This window comes from Streptomyces sp. WM6372 (assembly GCF_001279655.1).
GTDB lineage: Bacteria > Actinomycetota > Actinomycetes > Streptomycetales > Streptomycetaceae > Streptomyces.
The window spans coordinates 40,967-61,217 of sequence record NZ_LGDB01000211.1 but is presented as its reverse complement, the minus strand read 5'-3'; the positions used below and the strand labels follow the sequence as shown (position 1 = coordinate 61,217).

At 70.7% G+C, this 20,251-nt stretch carries 16 protein-coding genes and 1 pseudogene; 7 read left to right on the top strand and 10 right to left on the bottom strand.

What is annotated here, in order from left to right:
• Positions 1-833: 833 nt before the first annotated feature.
• Both ADK52_RS28695 and ADK52_RS28690 read right to left on the bottom strand, forming a co-directional pair.
• Positions 834-3,044: pseudogene (locus tag ADK52_RS28695) on the bottom strand ((Fe-S)-binding protein); the annotation flags it as partial.
• Between the two features lie 121 nt (positions 3,045-3,165).
• Positions 3,166-3,786, bottom strand: coding sequence for a sugar transferase (locus tag ADK52_RS28690; RefSeq protein ID WP_078988676.1), 621 nt, complete (start codon positions 3,784-3,786; stop codon positions 3,166-3,168).
• A 229-nt stretch (positions 3,787-4,015) separates the two neighbouring features.
• Here ADK52_RS28690 and dnaK point away from each other — a divergent pair, with 229 nt between their 5' ends.
• From dnaK to ADK52_RS28670, 4 genes are read left to right on the top strand one after another with little or no spacing between them, the layout of a single operon-like run.
• Complete coding sequence (gene dnaK / locus ADK52_RS28685; RefSeq protein WP_030152904.1) at positions 4,016-5,863, top strand: molecular chaperone DnaK; 1,848 nt, start codon at positions 4,016-4,018, stop codon at positions 5,861-5,863.
• Positions 5,863-6,528, top strand: coding sequence for a nucleotide exchange factor GrpE (gene grpE, locus ADK52_RS28680; protein WP_053692748.1), 666 nt, complete (start codon positions 5,863-5,865; stop codon positions 6,526-6,528). Before dnaK ends, grpE begins: the two co-directional genes overlap by 1 nt.
• Positions 6,529-6,567: 39 nt before the next feature.
• Positions 6,568-7,758 (top strand): molecular chaperone DnaJ, encoded by a 1,191-nt coding sequence (gene dnaJ, locus ADK52_RS28675; protein ID WP_053692747.1) that lies wholly within the window; start codon positions 6,568-6,570, stop codon positions 7,756-7,758.
• Positions 7,759-7,760: 2 nt separating this feature from the next.
• Positions 7,761-8,213 (top strand): heat shock protein transcriptional repressor HspR, encoded by a 453-nt coding sequence (locus ADK52_RS28670; RefSeq protein ID WP_053692746.1) that lies wholly within the window; start codon positions 7,761-7,763, stop codon positions 8,211-8,213.
• Between the two features lie 54 nt (positions 8,214-8,267).
• On the opposite strand, the gene ADK52_RS28665 is transcribed toward ADK52_RS28670, so the two are convergent.
• Complete coding sequence (locus ADK52_RS28665) at positions 8,268-9,281, bottom strand: helix-turn-helix transcriptional regulator (protein WP_078988675.1); 1,014 nt, start codon at positions 9,279-9,281, stop codon at positions 8,268-8,270.
• A 326-nt stretch (positions 9,282-9,607) separates the two neighbouring features.
• On the opposite strand from ADK52_RS28665, the gene ADK52_RS28660 reads away from it, so the two are divergent.
• Positions 9,608-9,922, top strand: a complete 315-nt coding sequence (locus ADK52_RS28660) for a hypothetical protein (RefSeq protein ID WP_030299141.1) — start codon at positions 9,608-9,610, stop codon at positions 9,920-9,922.
• Positions 9,923-10,110: 188 nt separating this feature from the next.
• Here ADK52_RS28660 and ADK52_RS28655 read toward each other — a convergent pair whose 3' ends face one another.
• The gene (locus tag ADK52_RS28655; RefSeq protein WP_053692745.1) at positions 10,111-10,524 is read right to left on the bottom strand and encodes a pyridoxamine 5'-phosphate oxidase family protein; all 414 of its coding nucleotides are present in this window, start codon (positions 10,522-10,524) and stop codon (positions 10,111-10,113) included.
• 127 nt (positions 10,525-10,651) lie between these two features.
• On the opposite strand from ADK52_RS28655, the gene clpB reads away from it, so the two are divergent.
• Positions 10,652-13,252, top strand: coding sequence for an ATP-dependent chaperone ClpB (gene clpB, locus ADK52_RS28650; RefSeq protein WP_053692744.1), 2,601 nt, complete (start codon positions 10,652-10,654; stop codon positions 13,250-13,252).
• Positions 13,253-13,352: 100 nt separating this feature from the next.
• On the opposite strand, the gene ADK52_RS28645 is transcribed toward clpB, so the two are convergent.
• Positions 13,353-13,859, bottom strand: a complete 507-nt coding sequence (locus ADK52_RS28645) for a hypothetical protein (protein WP_053692743.1) — start codon at positions 13,857-13,859, stop codon at positions 13,353-13,355.
• A gap of 126 nt (positions 13,860-13,985) precedes the next feature.
• Here ADK52_RS28645 and ADK52_RS28640 point away from each other — a divergent pair, with 126 nt between their 5' ends.
• On the top strand, positions 13,986-14,531 hold the full coding sequence (locus tag ADK52_RS28640; RefSeq protein WP_053692742.1) for a YbjN domain-containing protein: 546 nt from the start codon (positions 13,986-13,988) through the stop codon (positions 14,529-14,531).
• 10 nt (positions 14,532-14,541) lie between these two features.
• Here the strand turns inward: ADK52_RS28640 and ADK52_RS28635 are convergent, their stop codons facing one another.
• The 5 genes from ADK52_RS28635 to ADK52_RS28615 form a co-directional block, all read right to left on the bottom strand.
• Positions 14,542-15,630 carry a hypothetical protein gene (locus ADK52_RS28635; RefSeq protein WP_053692741.1) on the bottom strand — a complete coding sequence of 363 codons (1,089 nt, stop codon included), beginning with the start codon at positions 15,628-15,630 and terminating at the stop codon, positions 14,542-14,544.
• A gap of 235 nt (positions 15,631-15,865) precedes the next feature.
• Entirely contained in the window at positions 15,866-17,035 is a 1,170-nt protein-coding gene (locus ADK52_RS28630; RefSeq protein WP_053692740.1) for a pyridoxal phosphate-dependent aminotransferase, read from the bottom strand.
• Positions 17,036-17,048: 13 nt separating this feature from the next.
• A complete protein-coding gene (locus ADK52_RS28625; RefSeq protein ID WP_053692739.1) occupies positions 17,049-18,365 on the bottom strand; it encodes a hypothetical protein in 1,317 nt (438 codons plus the stop codon).
• Positions 18,365-19,885, bottom strand: a complete 1,521-nt coding sequence (locus ADK52_RS28620; RefSeq protein WP_234344293.1) for an N-6 DNA methylase — start codon at positions 19,883-19,885, stop codon at positions 18,365-18,367. Before ADK52_RS28620 ends, ADK52_RS28625 begins: the two co-directional genes overlap by 1 nt.
• Entirely contained in the window at positions 19,882-20,073 is a 192-nt protein-coding gene (locus ADK52_RS28615) for a hypothetical protein (RefSeq protein WP_053692738.1), read from the bottom strand. The genes ADK52_RS28620 and ADK52_RS28615 overlap by 4 nt, the downstream gene beginning before the upstream one ends.
• Between the last annotated feature and the right edge of the window lie 178 nt (positions 20,074-20,251).

The window sequence follows — 20,251 nt, the reverse complement described above, 5'->3', positions numbered from 1 at the left end:
GTGCGGGTGGGCGGGTGGGCCGCTGCGCGGGGCCTTTCCCCCACCCCGCCCCTTCCCGAAACCGGGGGCTGCGCCCCCGGACCCCCGAAACGCCGGTACGGCCGGCCCCCTGAGCAGGGGACCGGCCGTACCGGCGTTGCGTTGCGGGCGGGAGGCCTGCTTGGGCCGCCGCCCCGCCAGGCCTAGGCCTTGGCCTCCGGCTTGGCCGCAGGCTCAGCGCCCTCCACCGCCTTCGGCTCGGCCTCGGTTGCAGCAGCGGCGTCCGCCTCCGGCTTCGCCTCGGCCTCGGTGGCGGCTTCGGCTTCCGGCTTCGCCGGGGCCTCGGTCGTCGCGTTGGCGTCCGCCTCGGTCTTGGCGTCCGCGTCAGTCTCGGCGTCCGCCTTCACGTTCGCTTCCGCCTTGGCTGCGGCATCTGCCTCGGCCTTCGCCTCGGTCGCAGCTTCTGCCTCGGCCTCGGGCGCAGCCTCTGCCTCGGTCTCGGCGTCCGCCTTCACGTCCGCCTTGGCTTCCGCCTTTGCTTCGGCCTCGACCTTGGCCGTAGCGTCCGCCTCCGCCTCCGCCTCCGCCTCCGCCTCCGCCTCCGCCTTGGCCGCGGCATCCGCTTCCGCTTCGGCCTCGGGCGCAGCCTCGGCCTCGGCCTTGGCTGCGGCTTCCGCCTCGGCCTTCGCCTTCGCGTCCGCCTCGGCTGCGGCTTCCGCCTCGGCCTTCGCCTTCGCGTCGGCTGCCGCCTTCGCCTCGGCCTCGGCCTCGGCCTTCGCCGCTGCCGCCTCCGCCTCGGCGGCCGCCGCTTCCTCCGCCGCCAGGGCTTCCGCCGCCAGTTCGGCTTCCGTCGGGGCGGGGGCCTTGACCGACTCCAGGAGGAGCTGGGCCACGTCCACGACCTGGACGGACTCCTTCGCCTGGCCGTCGTTCTTCTTGCCGTTCACCGAGTCGGTCAGCATGACCAGGCAGAACGGGCAGGCCGTCGAGACGATGTCCGGGTTCAGGGACAGGGCCTCGTCCACGCGCTCGTTGTTGATCCGCTTGCCGATGCGCTCTTCCATCCACATCCGCGCGCCACCGGCGCCACAGCAGAAGCCCCGCTCCTTGTGGCGGTGCATCTCCTGCTGGCGCAGCCCCGGCACGGCCGACATGATCTCGCGCGGCGGCGTGTAGACCTTGTTGTGCCGGCCCAGGTAGCAGGGGTCGTGGTACGTGATCAGGCCGTCGACCGGCGTGACCGGCGTCAGCCGGCCCTCGTCGATCAGGTGCTGGAGCAGCTGCGTGTGGTGGATGACCTCGTACTCGCCGCCCAGCTGCGGGTACTCGTTCGCGATCGTGTTGAAGCAGTGCGGGCAGGTGGAGACGATGCGCTTCGCCGACTTCGGCTTGCGCGTCGACTCGTCCTCGTCGTCCTCGCCGAACGCCATGTTCAGCATGGCCACGTTCTCCTGGGCGAGCTGCTGGAACAGCGGCTCGTTGCCCAGGCGGCGCGGGGAGTCACCGGTGCACTTCTCGTCGCCGCCCATGATCGCGAACTTGACGCCCGCGATGTTCAGGAGCTCGGCGAAGGCCTTCGTGGTCTTCTTCGCCCGGTCTTCCAGGGCGCCCGCGCAGCCGACCCAGTACAGGTAGTCGTACTCCGAGAGGTCCTCGGCGTCCTTGCCGACGATCGGGACCTCGAAGTCGACCTCCTTGGTCCACTCCACGCGCTGCTTCTTGGCGAGGCCCCAGGGGTTGCCCTTCTTCTCCAGGTTCTTGAGCATCGTGCCCGCCTCCGACGGGAACGCGGACTCGATCATCACCTGGTAGCGGCGCATGTCGACGATGTGGTCGATGTGCTCGATGTCGACCGGGCACTGCTCGACGCACGCACCGCAGGTCGTGCAGGACCACAGGACGTCGGGGTCGATGACCCCGTTCTCCTCCGCCGTGCCGATCAGCGGGCGCTCCGCCTCCGCCAGCGCCGCCGCGGGAACGTGTCCCAGCTGCTCCGGCGTCGCCTTCTCCTCGCCCTCCATGGTCTTGCCGCCACCCGCGAGCAGGTACGGCGCCTTGGCGTGGGCGTGGTCGCGCAGCGACATGATCAGGAGCTTCGGGGACAGCGGCTTGCCCGTGTTCCACGCCGGGCACTGCGACTGGCAGCGGCCGCACTCGGTGCACGTGGAGAAGTCGAGGATGCCCTTCCAGGAGAACTGCTCGACCTGGGAGACGCCGAAGACGTCGTCCTCGCCCGGCTCCTCGAAGTCGATCTCCTTGCCGCCGCTGGTCATCGGCTGCAGCGCGCCCAGCGCCGTCGAACCGTCCGCGTTCCGCTTGAACCAGATGTTCGGGAAGCCGAGGAAGCGGTGCCAGGCGACACCCATGTTCGTGTTGAGCGAGACCGTGATCATCCAGGTGAAGGACGTGACGATCTTGAGCGCGGCGAAGAAGTAGGTCAGGTACTGGATCGTGCTCAGGTCCAGTCCGTCGAACGCGGCGATCAGCGGGTACGAGGCGAAGAAGCCGGGCTCCCAGCCGTCGACGCCGTGCTGGACGCCCTCCAGCGCGCGCAGCGTCATGATGCAGACGCCGACGATCAGGATGACGGCCTCGACGAAGTACGCCTGGCCCGTCTTGGAACCCGCGAAGCGGGACTTGCGGCCCGCCGCGCCCGGCCGGCTCAGCTGCCGGATCACGATCAGGGTCACGATGCCGAGGACGGTCATCAGGCCGAGGAACTCGGTGAAGATCTCGTACGGCAGCCAGTCGCCGATGATCGGGATCAGCCAGTCGGCCTGGAAGAGCTGGCCGAACGCGTTGACGATCGTCAGCAGCAGCGAGAAGAAGCCCACCGCCACGAACCAGTGCGCGAAGCCGACGATGCCCCAGCGGTTCATGCGGGTGTGGCCGAGGAACTCCTTGACCAGGGTGATGGTGCGCTGCGTCGGATCGCCCGTGCGGGTGCCCGCGGGCACTGGCTGGCCGAGCCGCACGAAGCGGTAGATCTGCACGGTGGCACGGCCGAACAGCGCGACGGCCACCACCGTGATGACCAGCGACACGATGATCGCGGCGAGTTGCATGGAAGGGCTCCTCGGGCGGCACTTACTAAGCGGTAACTTATGAAGTCAAGGCTTGAGGTTACCCATTTCCCGCGCCGCAATGTAGGTGGGCGAGCGGTGATCTGTGTCGCTCAGGCATGCCTCAGGAGCGCCTGTGCCGACAGGCCGCCCGAGGGGTCTGAGCCAGGATCGCGAGATCCATCCCCAGCCAATGGCTCTCCACATAGTGCCGGTCCAGCAGCGCCATCTCTTCCCAGGGGAGGTCGGATCGCGCGCTGACCTGCCACAATCCGGTCATTCCGGGCCGTACGAGGAGCCGGTCGGCCCGGTCCGTACGCGGTTCCGGGCGCGGCCCGACCAGCGACATCTCGCCGCGCAGCACGTTCAGCAGCTGCGGCATCCCGTCCAGGGCGCACCGCTTCAGGGCCGCCCCCAGCCGGCCCGCCGCGTCCGTGCGCAGCCGCCAGGTCAGGAACGGCCGCCCGGCCAGTCCGGCCGCCGGTTCCCGTACGAAGGCCCGCCCGCCCTGGGCCGTGTACAACAGGGCGGCGGTGACCAGCAGCGGCAGCGCGAACAGCAGGGCCAGGGCGGCGGCCCCGAGGAGGTCGGCCACCCGCTTCGCCGACAGGTCCGGCAGGCGCGGCGGGGTCGGCGGGCGCGGTGGGCGCGGCGGGGCGGGTGGGCGTACGAGGGGGTGCGGGCTCGCGGGGCGCCGTCGTACGAGGTGCCGGATCGGGGGGAGCGTGAGCGGCGGCAGCGGCATGGGGGCACCCTGCATGTGCCTCCGGCGGTTTCGGCGGTGCCGCGCAGTGGGCCGTCCCAGCATCGCCCGCTCGGCGCCCTCGGGAGGCCGCGGCCGGGGCTCCCGAAGGCCGCAGTGAGCGTAAGACCCGGATAAAAGTTGAGCCGCCTCCACTCACCTCTGTTGACGACGGCTCGGAGATGCGGCATGGTTGAGTCTGTTCCACTCAAGTCAGCTGGAGGAAATCAAAATGGCACGTGCGGTCGGCATCGACCTGGGCACCACTAACTCCGTCGTCAGCGTTCTCGAAGGCGGCGAGCCCACCGTCATCACCAACGCCGAGGGCGCCAGGACCACGCCGTCCGTCGTCGCCTTCGCCAAGAACGGCGAGGTCCTCGTCGGCGAGGTCGCCAAGCGCCAGGCGGTCACGAACGTGGACCGCACCATCCGCTCCGTCAAGCGCCACATGGGCACTGACTGGAAGATCAACCTGGATGGCAAGGACTTCAACCCGCAGCAGATGAGCGCCTTCATCCTGCAGAAGCTGAAGCGCGACGCCGAGGCGTACCTGGGCGAGAAGGTCACGGACGCGGTCATCACCGTCCCGGCCTACTTCAACGACTCCGAGCGCCAGGCGACCAAGGAGGCCGGCGAGATCGCGGGCCTGAACGTCCTGCGCATTGTCAACGAGCCGACCGCCGCCGCCCTGGCCTACGGCCTGGACAAGGACGACCAGACCATTCTCGTCTTCGACCTCGGTGGCGGCACCTTCGACGTGTCGCTCCTGGAGATCGGCGACGGCGTCGTCGAGGTCAAGGCCACCAACGGTGACAACCACCTCGGTGGCGACGACTGGGACCAGCGCGTCGTCGACTACCTGGTGAAGCAGTTCGCCAACGGCCACGGCGTGGACCTCTCCAAGGACAAGATGGCGCTCCAGCGCCTGCGCGAGGCCGCCGAGAAGGCGAAGATCGAGCTGTCCTCCTCCACGGAGACCACGATCAACCTGCCCTACATCACGGCTTCCGCCGAGGGCCCGCTGCACCTGGACGAGAAGCTCACGCGCGCCCAGTTCCAGCAGCTGACCGCGGACCTCCTGGACCGCTGCAAGACCCCGTTCCACAACGTCATCAAGGACGCCGGCATCCAGCTGTCCGAGATCGACCACGTGGTCCTGGTCGGCGGCTCCACCCGCATGCCGGCCGTCGCCGAGCTCGTCAAGGAGCTGACCGGCGGTCAGGACGCCAACAAGGGCGTCAACCCGGACGAGGTCGTCGCCATCGGCGCCACCCTCCAGGCCGGTGTCCTCAAGGGTGAGGTCAAGGACGTCCTGCTCCTCGACGTGACCCCGCTGTCCCTCGGCATCGAGACCAAGGGCGGCATCATGACCAAGCTCATCGAGCGCAACACCACGATCCCGACCAAGCGGTCCGAGATCTTCACGACGGCCGAGGACAACCAGCCGTCCGTGCAGATCCAGGTCTACCAGGGTGAGCGCGAGATCGCGGCGTACAACAAGAAGCTCGGCATGTTCGAGCTGACCGGCCTGCCGCCGGCCCCGCGTGGCGTCCCGCAGATCGAGGTCTCCTTCGACATCGACGCGAACGGCATCATGCACGTCACGGCCAAGGACCTCGGCACGGGCAAGGAGCAGAAGATGACCGTCACCGGCGGCTCCTCGCTCGGCAAGGACGAGGTCGACCGCATGCGCCAGGAGGCGGAGCAGTACGCGGACGAGGACCTGCGCCGCAAGGAGGCGGCCGAGTCCCGCAACCAGGGCGAGCAGCTCGTCTACCAGACGGAGAAGTTCGTCAAGGACAACGAGGACAAGGTCCCGGCCGAGGTCAAGACCGAGGTCGAGGCGGCCGTCGCCGAGCTGAAGGAAAAGCTCAAGGGCGAGGACACCGCCGAGATCCGCACCGCGACCGAGAAGCTCGCCGCGGTCAGCCAGAAGCTCGGCCAGGCCATCTACGCCGACGCGCAGGCCGCCCAGGGCGCGGCCGGTGCCGCGGGTGACGCGGGCCAGGCCAAGCCGGAAGACGACGTCGTCGACGCCGAGATCGTGGACGAGGACAAGCCGAAGGGCGGCGCTGCCTGATGTCGGAGGAGACCCCGGGCTTCGAGGAGAAGCCCGAAGTCCCCGCCGACGGCACGCCTGACGACGCCGCCGAGCCGAAGGCCGCAGCTTCCTCCAAGGAGGAGGCCGCGGCCCCGGCCGGGGACTCCGCAGCAGCACAGGATGTCGCTCTGCTGGCGCAGCTGGACCAGGCCCGCACCGCGCTCGGCGAGCGCACCGCGGACCTCCAGCGGCTCCAGGCGGAGTACCAGAACTACCGCCGCCGGGTCGAGCGGGACCGGATCGCCGTCAAGGAGATCGCGGTCGCGTCCCTCCTGACGGAACTGCTCCCGACCCTGGACGACATCGGCCGGGCGCGGGACCATGGCGAGCTGGTCGGCGGCTTCAAGTCGGTGGCCGAATCGCTGGAGACCGCCGCGGCCAAGATGGGGCTGCAGCAGTTCGGCAAGGAGGGCGAGCCCTTCGACCCGACGATCCACGAGGCCCTGATGCACTCGTACGCGCCGGACGTCACCGAGGACACCTGCGTCGCGATCCTGCAGCCGGGGTACCGGATCGGCGAGCGTACGATCCGCCCCGCGCGGGTCGCGGTGGCCGAGCCCCAGCCGGGCGCGGCCCCCAAGTCCGAGTCGGCCGAGGCCGACGCGCCTTCGGACAAGGACACGGATGCCCCCGACAAGGGCTGATGTTGAACCAGTAGCGGTACGAGAGGAGGGACACCGGGGATGAGCACGAAGGACTTCGTCGAGAAGGACTACTACAAGGTCCTCGGTGTCCCGAAGGACGCCACCGAGGCCGAGATCAAGAAGGCGTACCGGAAGCTCGCCCGCGAGTTCCACCCGGACGCCAACAAGGGCGACGCCTCGGCCGAGGAGCGCTTCAAGGAGATCTCCGAGGCCAACGACATCCTCGGTGACGCCAAGAAGCGCAAGGAGTACGACGAGGCCCGCGCCCTGTTCGGGAACGGCGGCTTCCGCCCCGGTCCCGGCGGGGGCGGCGGCTCGTTCAACTTCGACCTGGGCGACCTCTTCGGAGGCACCCAGCAGGGTGGCGGCGCGGCCGGCGGCTTCGGCGGTGGCGGCGGCGGTCTGGGCGACGTGTTCGGCGGACTGTTCAACCGCGGCGGCGCGGGTCCCGGGACCCGTGTCCAGCCGCGCCGCGGCCAGGACATCGAGTCGGAGGTCACCCTCTCCTTCACGGAGGCGGTGGACGGGGCCACGGTCCCGCTCCGGATGTCCTCCCAGGCTCCCTGCAAGGCCTGTTCGGGCACCGGCGACAAGAACGGCACGCCGCGCGTGTGCCCGACCTGCGTCGGCACCGGCCAGGTGTCGCGGGGCAGCGGCGGCGGCTTCTCGCTGACCGACCCCTGCGCGGACTGCAAGGGCCGCGGCCTGATCGCCGAGACCCCCTGCGACGTCTGCAAGGGCAGCGGGCGGGCCAAGTCCTCCCGCACCATGCAGGTCCGCATCCCGGCGGGCGTCTCCGACGGGCAGCGGATCCGGCTGCGCGGCAAGGGCGCCCCGGGCGAGCGCGGCGGCCCCGCCGGTGACTTGTACGTGGTCGTCCACGTCGACGGGCACCCGGTGTTCGGCCGCAAGGACGACAACCTGACGGTCACCGTCCCGGTGACGATCGCCGAGGCGGCCCTGGGCGCCGACATCAAGGTCCCGACCCTGAACGGCCCCTCGGTGACGCTGAAGCTGCCCCCGGGCACCCCCAGCGGCCGCACGATGCGGGCCCGCGGCAAGGGCGCGGTCCGCAAGGACGGCACCCGCGGGGACCTGCTGGTGACGGTGGAGGTCGCCGTTCCGGCCTCGCTGTCGGACAAGGCCCGGGAGGCGCTGGAGATGTACCGCGACGCGACGGAGTCGGAGGACCCGCGCGCCGTGCTGTTCGAGTCCGCGAAGGGAGCATGATCATGGACGGCCGCCGCAGGAGCCACTACCAGCTCAACGACGACACTCCTGTCTACGTCATCTCGGTGGCCGCCCAGCTCTCGGGCCTGCATCCGCAGACCCTGCGCCAGTACGACCGGCTCGGCCTGGTCTCCCCGGACCGGACGGCCGGCCGCGGCCGGCGCTACTCGGCCCGCGACATCGAACTGCTCCGCACGGTGCAGGCGCTGTCCCAGGACGAGGGCATCAACCTGGCCGGGATCAAGCGGATCATCGAACTGGAGAACCAGGTCGCGGCGCTCCAGCAGCGCGTGGCCGAGCTCTCGGCGGCGGTGGACGGCGCGGCGGCCGTGCTCCAGCAGCGCGAGGCCCAGGTGCACGCCTCGTACCGGCGAGATCTGGTCAAGTACCAGCCACCGGTGCCGGGCAACGCCCTGGTCGTCTGGCGCCCCGCGCCGAAGCGCCAGAGCGACTGACGCCACGTACCGCGCACAGGCCCCGTCCGGGATTCCGGGCGGGGCCCGCCCGTTTCAGTCGCCCTCGTCCTCCAGGATCCCGGAGCGGGCGATGAGGAAGCCGAGCTGGGCCCGGCTGCCGCTCCCGAGGGTGCTGGCGAGCTTCGCGATGTGCGCGCGGCAGGTCCGTACGTTCATGCCCAGCCGGCGGGCGATGGCCTCGTCCACGTGCCCCTCGATGAGGAGCTGCGCGATGGTGCGCTGCACGCCCGAGATGCCCCCGCGGGTGTGCTGGTACGTGACTTCCTCCTGGAGCGGCACAGCGCGGTGCCAGAGCTGCTCGAACACCTTGATGAGGTAGTCCACCAGCCCCGGGTGGCGCAGCTCCAGGGCGACCTGGCGGTCGTCGCTGGCCGGGATGAAGGCGACGGTCCGGTCGAAGATGATGAGGCGCTCGAAGAGCTCCTCCAGCGTGCGCACCTCGACCTTGCCCGCCTTGAGGAGGTCGACGTACGCGAGCGTGCCGCGGCTGTGCCGGACGGTGTGCTGGTAGAGGGTCCGGATCCGGACACCGCGGTCGGTCAGCGGCTGGTCGCGCTCCAGGGCTTCGGTGAGCTCCAGGCTGGGGCGGGCGCCGCCGGGCTGGATGGTGAGCATCTCGGTGTGGCACTCGGCCGTCGCGAGGTTGAGGGCGGCGTTGATGGGGTCGAAGCCCTCGAGAACGGTGATGGCGTGGGTGCTCGCCGGATTTTGCGCGCTGATGGCGAGAAACGGCTCGAATGCCTCGGACAGTTCGAGCGAGTCGCGGCGTCTGTCGCGGATCTCGCGTTCGATCGGATGCAGCCGCTGTGCGAGTGCCACCGCCGGTGGAACCGGACGGAGGGAATTAACGTCATCAGGATCTGGCTGCAACAACGCCAGATCGAGCAGGCAGGGTGCCGTTTTGACATCCCCACGTGCGATACGTCCCGTGCGCAGTGCGCTCGTGTAGAGCCGTGCCCCCTCGCTGCACAGCTCGGTGACCGAGTGGGGATGTGTCGCTTTTGTTCTGTTTGTAGTCAAATCTCCACCCCCCAGGGTCCTGAACATGCAAGAACATGATGCATCGTCCCTGTGGCAGCGACGTGCCTGAATGAGCCATCGTCTGACAGGCGGGGGAGAGGATTTCATCAAGTGAGGACGAAGCCGACCATGAACAAGAGAATGCTTCGCTCGGCGCTTGCCACCGTCATCTTCTCGGCTGTGGCCGGTCTGGGACTTGCCGGGGTCACCCTGGGGGGAGCTGAAGGGGGTGCCGCGGTCCTCGAGGCGGCGCCGCTGGAGGACAGCGGATGGCGTGCGGCACCGTTGGACAGCGGATGGCGCTCATCCCCCGCGGACGCCCAAGCCGGCGCCGTTGGCGTGGAGAGCGCGGCATGACCCCCGACGACCGCGGTTTCCGTCGCGAAATGGCCTCTGCCTACCGCTCCGGCTGGCAGTTCATCGACCTCGCCACCGCCATCCCCCACCCCGGCGACTCGCTGATGGTCACCCTGTTCGGACAGCCCATCGTCATCACGCGCGAGGAGGACGAGGACGTCCGGGCGTACCGGTGCCTGCGCCGCCCCCGCGGCGCGCCGCAGCCCGTCCGCTGCGAGGTGCGCTACGGAATGGTCTTCGTCAACCTTGATCAGCGCGACCACCAGCTCTTCGAACCCGATATCACCACCGCCACCCCCCGCAGTGCCTGAAGCGATTCCCCCGTCGTTGCAGATCGCTCCAGGTGCTCCCCCACACAACGGCGCCATCGTGGACCTGACCACGATGGCGCCGTTGTGATGTCCGCGTCCAGTGCTTGAACCGGACAAGGTGAAAACCGAACTGTTCCGCCGGTCCGGGGGGCTGGTTGGGTCCGGTGGGTCCGGTCGCCGGCGCCGGTTCAGGCCCGGCCCATCGCGCGGTCGAGGGTGATCTCCAGGACGACCCGGTCCGGATTGGGCGACGGCGTCCGCCCGTAGCGCTCCGCGTAGCGCGCCACCGCCTCGGCGACCGAGGCCTCGTCGGTACGGACCACCGCGTGCCCCTCCAGGGTCGCCCAGCGGCGCCCCGCCATCTGGCACACCGCGACCCGCGCCGGGCCCGCCTGCGTCCCCTGCGCCGCCAGCACGTTGCGGATCTTCTTGCTGTTCTTGTTGCTGATCACCCGGGCCAGGCCGGCCTCCGGGTCGTACGTGACGCCCACCGGCACCACGTGCGGGGTCCCGTCGGGGCGCGGGGTGGTCAGCGTGCAGACGTGCCGCTCCCGCCAGAAGGCGAGGTACTCGGGCGTCGGGTTGAGTACGTCAAGAGCCATGGCCCGAGCGTACGGGAGGGCACCGATTCTGCCCTTGAGTGGAATAGACTCAACTTTGCGGACGCTGCCATACTCAAAGAGCGGGACCCCGCCCTGTGTCCGACCTGTCTGAGAGGAGAAGTCGCACGTGGATGCCGAGCTGACCAACAAGAGCCGGGACGCCCTGAACGCCGCCACCAGCCGCGCCGTGAAGGACGGCCACGCGGACCTGACCCCGGCGCACCTGCTGCTGGCCCTGCTGGCCGGCGAGGACAACGAGAACATCACCGACCTCCTCGCGGCCACCGAGGCCGACCAGGCGGCGGTCCGGAACGGCGCCGAGCGGCTGCTGGCCGCCCTGCCCAGCGTCACGGGCTCCACGGTCGCGCCCCCGCAGCCCACCCGCGAGCTGCTCGCCGTACTCGCCGAGGCCGACCAGCAGGCCGGGAAGCTCGGCGACGAGTACCTCTCCACCGAACACCTCCTCATCGCGATCGCCGCCAAGGGCGGCGCGGCCGGTGAGGTCCTTTCCGCACAGGGCGCGACGGCGAAGAAGCTGCTGGACGCCTTCGAGAACGCACGAGGAGGACGGCGGGTGACCACCCCCGACCCCGAGGGCCAGTACAAGGCCCTCGAAAAGTTCGGCACGGACTTCACGGCAGCCGCCCGCGAGGGCAAGCTCGACCCGGTCATCGGCCGCGACCAGGAGATCCGGCGCGTCGTCCAGGTCCTGTCGCGCCGTACGAAGAACAACCCGGTGCTGATCGGCGAGCCGGGCGTCGGCAAGACGGCCGTCGTCGAAGGCCTGGCGCAGCGCATCGTCAAGGGCGACGTCCCCGAGTCCCTGAAGAACAAGCGGCTGGTCTCCCTCGACCTCGGCGCGATGGTCGCGGGAGCCAAGTACCGCGGCGAGTTCGAGGAGCGGCTGAAGACGGTCCTCGCGGAGATCAAGTCGAGCGACGGCCAGATCATCACCTTCATCGACGAGCTGCACACGGTCGTCGGCGCGGGCGCCGGCGGGGATTCGGCCATGGACGCGGGCAACATGCTCAAGCCCATGCTGGCCCGCGGCGAGCTGCGCATGGTCGGCGCGACCACCCTCGACGAGTACCGCGAGCGCATCGAGAAGGACCCGGCGCTGGAGCGGCGCTTCCAGCAGGTGCTGGTGGCGGAGCCGTCCGTCGAGGACACGATCGCGATCCTGCGCGGGCTCAAGGGCCGCTACGAGGCCCACCACAAGGTCGTCATCAACGACAGCGCGCTGGTGGCCGCGGCGACCCTCTCCGACCGCTACATCACCTCCCGCTTCCTGCCCGACAAGGCCATCGACCTGGTCGACGAGGCCGCGTCCCGCCTGCGCATGGAGATCGACTCCTCGCCGCTGGAGATCGACGAGCTGCAGCGCTCGGTCGACCGCCTGCGCATGGAGGAGCTGGCGCTGAAGAACGAGTCCGACCCGGCCTCGATCGAGCGCCTGGAGAAGATCCGCAAGGACCTCGCGGACAAGGAGGAGGACCTGCGGGGCCTGACCGCCCGCTGGGAGAAGGAGAAGCAGTCCCTCAACCGCGTCGGCGAGCTCAAGGAGCGCCTGGACGACCTGCGCGGCCAGGCCGAGCGCGCGCAGCGCGACGGCGACTTCGACACCGCCTCCAAGCTGCTCTACGGGGAGATCCCGACCCTGGAGCGCGAGCTGGCGGAGGCCACCGAGGAGGAGGAAGAGGCCTCCAAGACCGGAACCTCCAAGTCCGCGATGGTCAAGGACGAGGTCGGCCCCGACGACATCGCCGACGTGGTGGGTGCCTGGACCGGCATCCCGGCGGGCCGTCTCCTGGAAGGGGAGACGCAGAAGCTGCTGCGCATGGAGGACGAGCTGGGCCGCCGCCTGATCGGCCAGAGCGAGGCCGTACGGGCCGTCTCGGACGCCGTACGCCGCACCCGGGCCGGCATCGCGGACCCGGACCGGCCGACCGGCTCGTTCCTCTTCCTGGGCCCGACGGGCGTGGGCAAGACGGAGCTGGCCAAGGCGCTGGCGGACTTCCTCTTCGACGACGAGCGGGCCATGGTCCGCATCGACATGTCGGAGTACTCGGAGAAGCACTCCGTGGCCCGCCTGGTCGGCGCCCCGCCCGGATACGTCGGCTACGAGGAGGGCGGCCAGCTGACCGAGGCGGTCCGGCGCCGCCCGTACTCGGTGGTGCTGCTGGACGAGGTCGAGAAGGCGCATCCGGAGGTCTTCGACATCCTGCTCCAGGTCCTGGACGACGGCCGCCTCACGGACGGCCAGGGCCGCACCGTGGACTTCCGCAACACGATCCTGATCCTGACCTCGAACCTGGGCAGCCAGTTCCTCATGGACCCGGCGACCTCCCCGGAGGAGAAGCGCGACCGGGTCCTGGACGTGGTCCGCGCCTCGTTCAAGCCGGAGTTCCTCAACCGCCTGGACGACCTGGTGGTCTTCTCCGCGCTGGACGCGCAGGAGCTGGCCAGGATCGCCGAGCTCCAGATCGCCGGTCTCGCCAAGCGCCTGGCGCAGCGCCGCCTGACCCTGGACGTCACCCCCGAGGCCCTGGCCTGGCTCGCCGACAAGGGCAACGACCCCGCCTACGGCGCCCGCCCCCTGCGCCGCCTGATCCAGACGGCGATCGGCGACCGCCTCGCCAAGGAGATCCTGGCGGGCGAGGTCCGCGACGGCGACACCGTCCGCGTCGACGTGGCCGGCGAGGACCTGATCGTCGGAAAGGCCCTCTGAGCCGTGCTGAGGCGGCTCCGGGGTGCCCCGGAGCCGCCCGGGATCCCCGGCCCCCGGCCGCCCCGGCCGCCCCGGCCGCCGCGGTCCGGGGTCCGGGGTCCTACCCGTCGTACGCGACGAACCGGACCAGGACGTCGTACCCCACCTGCTGCTCGGCGCTGATCTCCACCCGTTTCGCCAGCCCGGGCACGGAGTCGGGATGGTCGACGGTGATGCACCGGCTCCCGGCCTCCGGGTCGTACCCCGGCCCCGGCTTCGGGCAGACCGCCGGCCGCCCCCTGCGGCCGTGCTCCTGCGCCTGCGGGAAGGCGGCCGCCAGCCACGTCTCCAGCCCGCTGCGGTCCATCCGGAACGATCCGGTCACGGTGGTGTCCGGCCAGTCGGTCCGCTCGCACCGCCCGCCCCGGGCCCCCTCCGGCAGGCTCCCGCGGGCGAACTGCAGGGCCTGCGCGCAGTCGGTCCCCGTCCGTTTCTCCCGGCCGTCCGAGTGGTGGGACCAGCCGTCCAGGACCAGCCACAGGCCCACCAACCCGCCGATGCCGATGACCAGCGGCGCGGCCAGCACCACGACGGCGAGCCACGATATGCCGCCGGTACGTCCTGCCATGTGCCCCCCGGTCGCTCTTATCGGCGGCTTACTCCTGTCCGCCCTGCGCGGATCGTACGTGCAGGGGTGGACAGGGGGTGGGAGCGATGGGGGAGGATGACATCATCCGCACGAAGGGAAATCACGGTGAGCATCGACCCGGCCTCGATTCCGAACTTCGGAGGGCAGCAGCCCGATCCGCAGGCCACAGGACCGGCGGGCCCCGTCGTCCCCGACCAGGATCTGGTCAAGCAGCTGCTGGAGCAGATGGAGCTCAAGTACGTCGTCGACGACGAGGGTGACCTCGCGGCGCCGTGGGAGGAGTTCCGGACGTACTTCATGTTCCGCGGCGAGGAGGAGCAGCAGGTCTTCTCGGTGCGGACCTTCTACGACCGTCCGCACGCGATCGAGGACAAGCCCCAGCTCCTCGAGTCGATCGACGACTGGAACCGCCGCACCCTGTGGCCGAAGGTCTACAGCCACACGCACGACGACGGCTCCGTCCGCCTGATCGGCGAGGCGCAGATGCTGATCGGCACCGGCGTCAGCCTGGAGCACTTCGTCTCGTCCACGGTCAGCTGGGTCCGCGCCTCCATCGAGTTCGACAAGTGGCTCGTGGAGCAGCTCGGACTGGAGAAGGAGATCGACTCCACCGACGGTGAAGGCGACGACAAGGACGGCGACGACAACTAGTCGCCCCCGGTCACAGCGGTACGCGGGCGACCAGCAACAGGTACAGCCCGTAGCCGTACGAGAGCCCGGCCAGCCCCGCGGTCACAGCGACCGCGGAGCGCGGCCGGGCTCGCGCCATTGCGGCCGCGACCGGCAGGAGCAGCGGGAACGCGGGCAGCAGGAAGCGCGGCTTCGACTCGAAGTAGCCGGCCCCGCCGTAGGCGATCAGCAGCAGGACGGCGGTGTAGACGAGCAGCGCCGGAGGCATCCGGTCCAGCGCCAGGAGCACCCCCAGGAACCCGGCGGCGGCGAGGATCACGACGGTCACGACGGTGGCGAGCGGTACGTGCCCGCCGGTCAGCACCCGCCATATGCTGCCCGTCGTGTACGAGCCGAAGTCGAAGCGGGAGCCCCAGCGCCGCTGCACGGTGAAGTACCCGGCCGGCTCCCCCGTACGTATCCCGACGGCGAGGACGTACGCGGCCCAGCCCGCCGGGGCCAGCAGCGCGGCCGCCCACACCTCGGGCGCGCGGGACCTCCGTACGAGCAGCGCGTGCAGCGCGACGGCGGTCACGGCGGCGGCGACGGCGATCCCGGTCGGCCGGGTCAGACCGGCGAGTATCGCGAGGCCCGCGGCCCACAGCCAGCGCCGGCGCAGTACGGCGTACAGGGCCCAGGCGCCCAGCGCGGCCAGCAGCGGCTCGGTGTAGGCGAGGGTCAGCACCACGGAGTGCGGGGTCGCCGCCCACAGCGCCACCAGCAGCACCCCGACGCGCCGGCCGAGCAGCAGCTCCCCGACGCGGTACACCCCGGCGGCGGCCACCACGGCGGCGGTCCAGGCCACCAGCAGCCCGGCCCAGGGGGTGGCCCCGGCCAGCCGTACGAGCAGCGGGTAGAGCGGGAAGAAGGCGTAGTCGCTCTGGACCAGCCCGGACCGGGCCCACATCTGGGTGCGGCCGTAGCCGTGGACGGCGATGCCGAGGTACCAGACGGAGTCCCAGGAGTACCCGAGCACGCGCACGGGGCTCCGCCCGGCCCACCACGCCCCGACGGCGAGCACCACCGCCCCGCCGATCCGCACGGCGGCGAAGACCCCGAGCGCGACGAGGGCCGCGGGCACCCTGCCGGTCCGGAGTCGCTGCGGCCGCACGGAAACCGACACACTGCCCGTCGCCGTCATGAACCCCGTCTTTCCCGCGCTGCGAGTGGAAGCCGTCCGGACGAGGAGGGCCTCGGGCACCCTAAAGCTCACGGCCTCGCGGGGGGCGTGAATGCCCTCGGAATCTCCGGTGAACTCGGAGCCCGTCCGTCACACGCCGCTCCGGCCGGCCGGGGGGTCGTCGCCGGGCGTGGGTTCAGGACGCGAGGCGTTGCAGGCGGTCGGCGGCCTCGTGGAGGACGTCGTCCTTCTTGCAGAAGGTGAAGCGGACCTGGCTGCGGCCGGCGTCCGGGTCGTCGTAGAAGACGGAGTTGGGAATGGCGACGACACCGCAGCGTTCGGGCAGCTCACGGCAGAAGGCGTAGGCGTCCTTCTCGCCGAAGGGGGTGATGTCGGTCGTGATGAAGTACGTGCCCTGGGGCTGGTAGACCTCGAACCCGGCCGCGCGCAAGCCGGCGCCGAGCAGGTCGCGCTTGCGTTGCAGGTCGGCGCGGAAGCCGTCGAAGTACGCGTCCGGCAGGCGGAGCGCCTCGGCGATCGCGTACTGGAACGGGCCCGCGCTGACGTACGTCAGGTACTGCTTGGCGGTCCGGACCGCGGCGACGAGCGGGCCGTCCGCCATGACCCAGCCGACCTTCCACCCGGTGAAGGAGAAGGTCTTGCCGGCGGAGGAGATGGAGACGGTGCGCTCGCGCATGCCGGGCATCGTCGCCATCGGGACGTGGGTGGCGCCGTCGAAGGCCAGGTGCTCGTACACCTCGTCGGTGACGACGAGCAGGTCGTGTTCGACGGCGAGCGCGGCGATGGCGCTCTGCTCTTCGGCGGTGAGGACCGTCCCGGTCGGGTTGTGCGGCGTGTTCAGGAGCAGGAGGCGGGTCCGTGGGGTGATCTTGGACCGCAGTTCGTCCAGGTCCGGGCGGAACGACGGTGCGCGCAGGGTGAGCGGCACCCGGTGCGCGCCGGCCATGGCGATGCAGGCGGCGTAGGAGTCGTAGAAGGGTTCGAAGGCGATCACCTCGTCGCCGGGCTCCAGCAGCGCGAGCATGGTCGCGGCGATCGCTTCCGTCGCCCCCGCGGTGACCAGGACCTCCGTGTCCGGGTCGAGACCCAGGCCGTAGAAGCGGCGCTGGTGGTCGGCGATCGCCTGGCGCAGCTCCGGGATGCCCGGGCCCGGCGGGTACTGGTTGCCGCGGCCGTCGCGCAGCGCTCGTACGGCAGCCTCGCGTACGGACTCCGGGCCGTCCGTGTCCGGGAAGCCCTGGCCCAGGTTGATCGCGCCCGTCGCTGTCGCCAGCGCCGACATCTCCGCGAAGATCGTCGTCCCGAGTCCGTCCAGCCTTCGGTTCAGCAGTGGCCTGGCGCTCATGTCTCCACCGTTCTCACTCGGGTACCCGTCGATGCTCCGGAGACCATCCTGACTCATCGCCGGTCTCGCTTCCGGGTGTTGCGGGGACCGCAGCGGGGCGGGGAGCGGTGGCGCCCTCCTCTTCCGGCTCCGCCGCCTGCTCCCGCAGGACGCCGGCCTTTGCCGAGATGTCGCGCAGGAGCGCGTCCCGCAGGGCGTGCAGCGTCGCGGTCTTGGAGATCAGGAGTCGCGCCGTGGTGTGCAGGGGATCGGCCATCGCGTGGAAGTCGGTGCGCGTGAACCGGTCCGGCCAGGTGACCTCCAGACGCTTGAGGGCACCCGCGGAGATCTCCCGGGCGTTGCGGCCCTGCGTCATCTGCGTGATGTCGCCGCTCCGGCTTCTGAGTTCGTGGAGCAGCCACCAGCGGTCCCCGTCCTCGACGGGCCGTACCGCCACGACACCTCTGAGGGGTGTCGCCGGGCGGCGCGTCACAGCGATGTGCGCGCCGTCGGGACGGGTGCTCAGCATGAAGGTGCCGGGAGGATGTGCCTCGCCGGCGTCCGCCGGGCTTCGCAGGCGGAAGCTCTCCACGTGGGGCACGGGGAGGTCGAAGAGGTCGCTCGGCGCGATCACGTCGATGGTGGGTCCCGTCGGCACAGGGGGGAGCGAGCGTTCGGAACCTTTGCCCGTCTTCGGTCTGGCGACCTCGGCGAGCGTCCGTTTTTCCCAGGAGGGATCCGCCGACGCCCAGTCGTCGTGGAGGGCGTCGGCCAGTTCCACCGCCTTCCGCGCGGTGTCCCGGTAGAGGGAGGCCATCTCCTCGATGAGGCCGAAGGCCCGGTGGTACGCGGTGACGACGTCCGGCGGGGGCAGCGGGAACAGCATGCGGCGGAGGGTGTCGAGGCTGACGGTGGGCTCGACGTGCGCCGTCACGTCCTCGTCGATCCGGGCCTTGGCCGTGGGCGTCTGCAGCCAGATGCGCAGCCACCGCACGAGGTGCGGCTCGGCGCGGACGATCCCGATCGACCTGGTCGCCGTCCACCCCGCGTGCGCGGCGGTGACCAGCGCGGAATCGCCCACCCGTCTGACGAGCACCACGGCCAGGTCGCCCTCCCTGAGGGTGGCCCGGGTGGGCGGGGACCCGCCCGGCCCGCACGTGTCGGTCCGGGGCGAGAGGATGCGCCCGTCCTGGACGAACGTCGAGCTGACGACTCCCGGAGCCTGATCGAAGGCCCCCTCCTCGAGGAAGCCGGAGGTGATGTGAATGTTCCTGCGGGCCCGCTCGATCTCGATGGAGGTCGTCGGCCAGGCCGCCGTGTCCGGATCGGCCTGGTGGGTACCGGCTTCCATCAGATCTCCTCCAAGGCGTCCAGGAGCTGGAGTTCCAGTTGGCCCATCTGCTCGAACTGATGGACCAGTTCGAGCTTGAGCCGCTCGATCCGGCTCCGTGTGTCCCGTGTGGGACCCGGCGGCTCCACGGCGTACGAGGTCGGCATCAGGCTGTACTCGCGGCCGGAGATCTCGTCGGTGGAGCAGCTTCGGGACCAGCCGGCCGCGTCGATGTAGGGCGTGGGCGCGGCGCCCTGCTCGGAGAGGCCGCGCCAGGCTGCGAGGGTGGACAGGATCGACGCCGTGTTCTTGTCGCCCAGCCTCCGTGCCCTCGACCCCGGGACCGGTTCGAAGGCCCGCCGCGCGTTGATGAAGAGCACCTGTCGGCGACGGTCCACGACACCCCAGTCGGGGCGCGCGCTCTTGTCCCTGTTCAGCACCCACAGACACGCCGGGGCTTGGGTGTGACCGAACACGCGAGGCGGCAAGGCGATCACGCATTCGACGAGGTCGTCACGCAGGAGGCGCTCCCGGAGCCTTCGGGTGATGGGCTGTCGGCTGTTCGCCACCCTGTCGGCCATCAGGAAGGCGGCGCGTCCGGCCGGTGCCAGCGCGTGTGCGATGTGCTGGATCCATGCGGAGTCGGCGGATCCGCGGGACGGCGGTTCCTCCGGCCATCGGGGATCGACGGGGACCGGGCCCGCCGCCGGCCGGCGGGCGCTCTGCTCCGCCTTGTCCTCCGGCTTGTCCTCCGGCGCCCAGTCGCGCTGGTTGAAGGGAAGGTTGGCCAGGATGATGTCGTGGGGCTCGGGTTCGGGCTCCGCGAGGCTGTCCCCGGGCGGGAAGACGTGGGCGGCGATCCCCCGCACGGCGAAGTTCATGCGGGCCACCTGTGAGGTGTGGGCGTGCCGCTCCTTCCCCTGCAAGGACAGGGCCGGGTCCAGCTCGACGCGGTCGCGGACGTAGCGGTGGCTCTCGACGAGGAGTCCTCCTGAACCGCAGACCGGGTCCAGCACCCTGTGCCCGTCGCGGGGAACGGCCGCGCCGACCATGAGGCGCGCCATGTCGACCGGCGTGAAGTAGTGGCTGCCCTCCGCCTGGTCGGCCGAGAGGTCCCGCAGGCATTGATCGAGCAGGGGACCGACCCGCTGGGTGGAGCCGATGACCTGGACGAGCGCGTGCAGTGGTCCTTCGGAACCGGGGGGCGGAACGGGCATCAGGCTCCTCGTGCCCGCATCGGCGCCCGGTACGTCGGTTGCGGGAAGCCAGTGGGCCAGACACGCGCCCACGGCGGTACGGATCGCCGAACCGCGTCCTGCGGGCTGGTCCAGCAACCACGACCACGTCGGCACGCCGGCGCCGGGAGCGGCGTGCGCCCTCCGGCTCAGGTACAGCAGCCCGAGGACGAGACGAGTCGCGTCGGGGGCGCTCATCAGCCGTGAGAGGTGCGTGCGGTGTCGTCGTACCTTCACGAGCACCTCGTCGAGCGAGGAGGGGTCCTCGGCCTGCACGCGCCCCCGAAGGGCGCCCGTGCCGCTCACGGGCCCACCACACCCAGGGCGCCCATGACCACGATGAGGAGCGACAGGGAGCCGGCGAAGGTCAGTGCTCCGGCCTTGAAGGCCGCCGTGCGCCGCCCTCCCTCGGCGACGGTCAAGAAGCTGCCGGCCAGAGCGGCGACGAGCGCCACGAGGACCGCGATGATCATGTACATCAGCCTCAGCTGCACGTGGTTCCTTCCTGAGGTCGGGGGGATCTCCCGGTGGACGAGCGAGCCGGTGATCCCCGGCTTCAGGAAGGACAGTAGGAGACGGGGGCCACGCACCGGTGGGTGCACGCTGTTTGGGATTTTCCTAGGCGCGCGCCCGGAGTTCAGGCACTTTCGGCGAGTGCACGTTGTTTGGGAC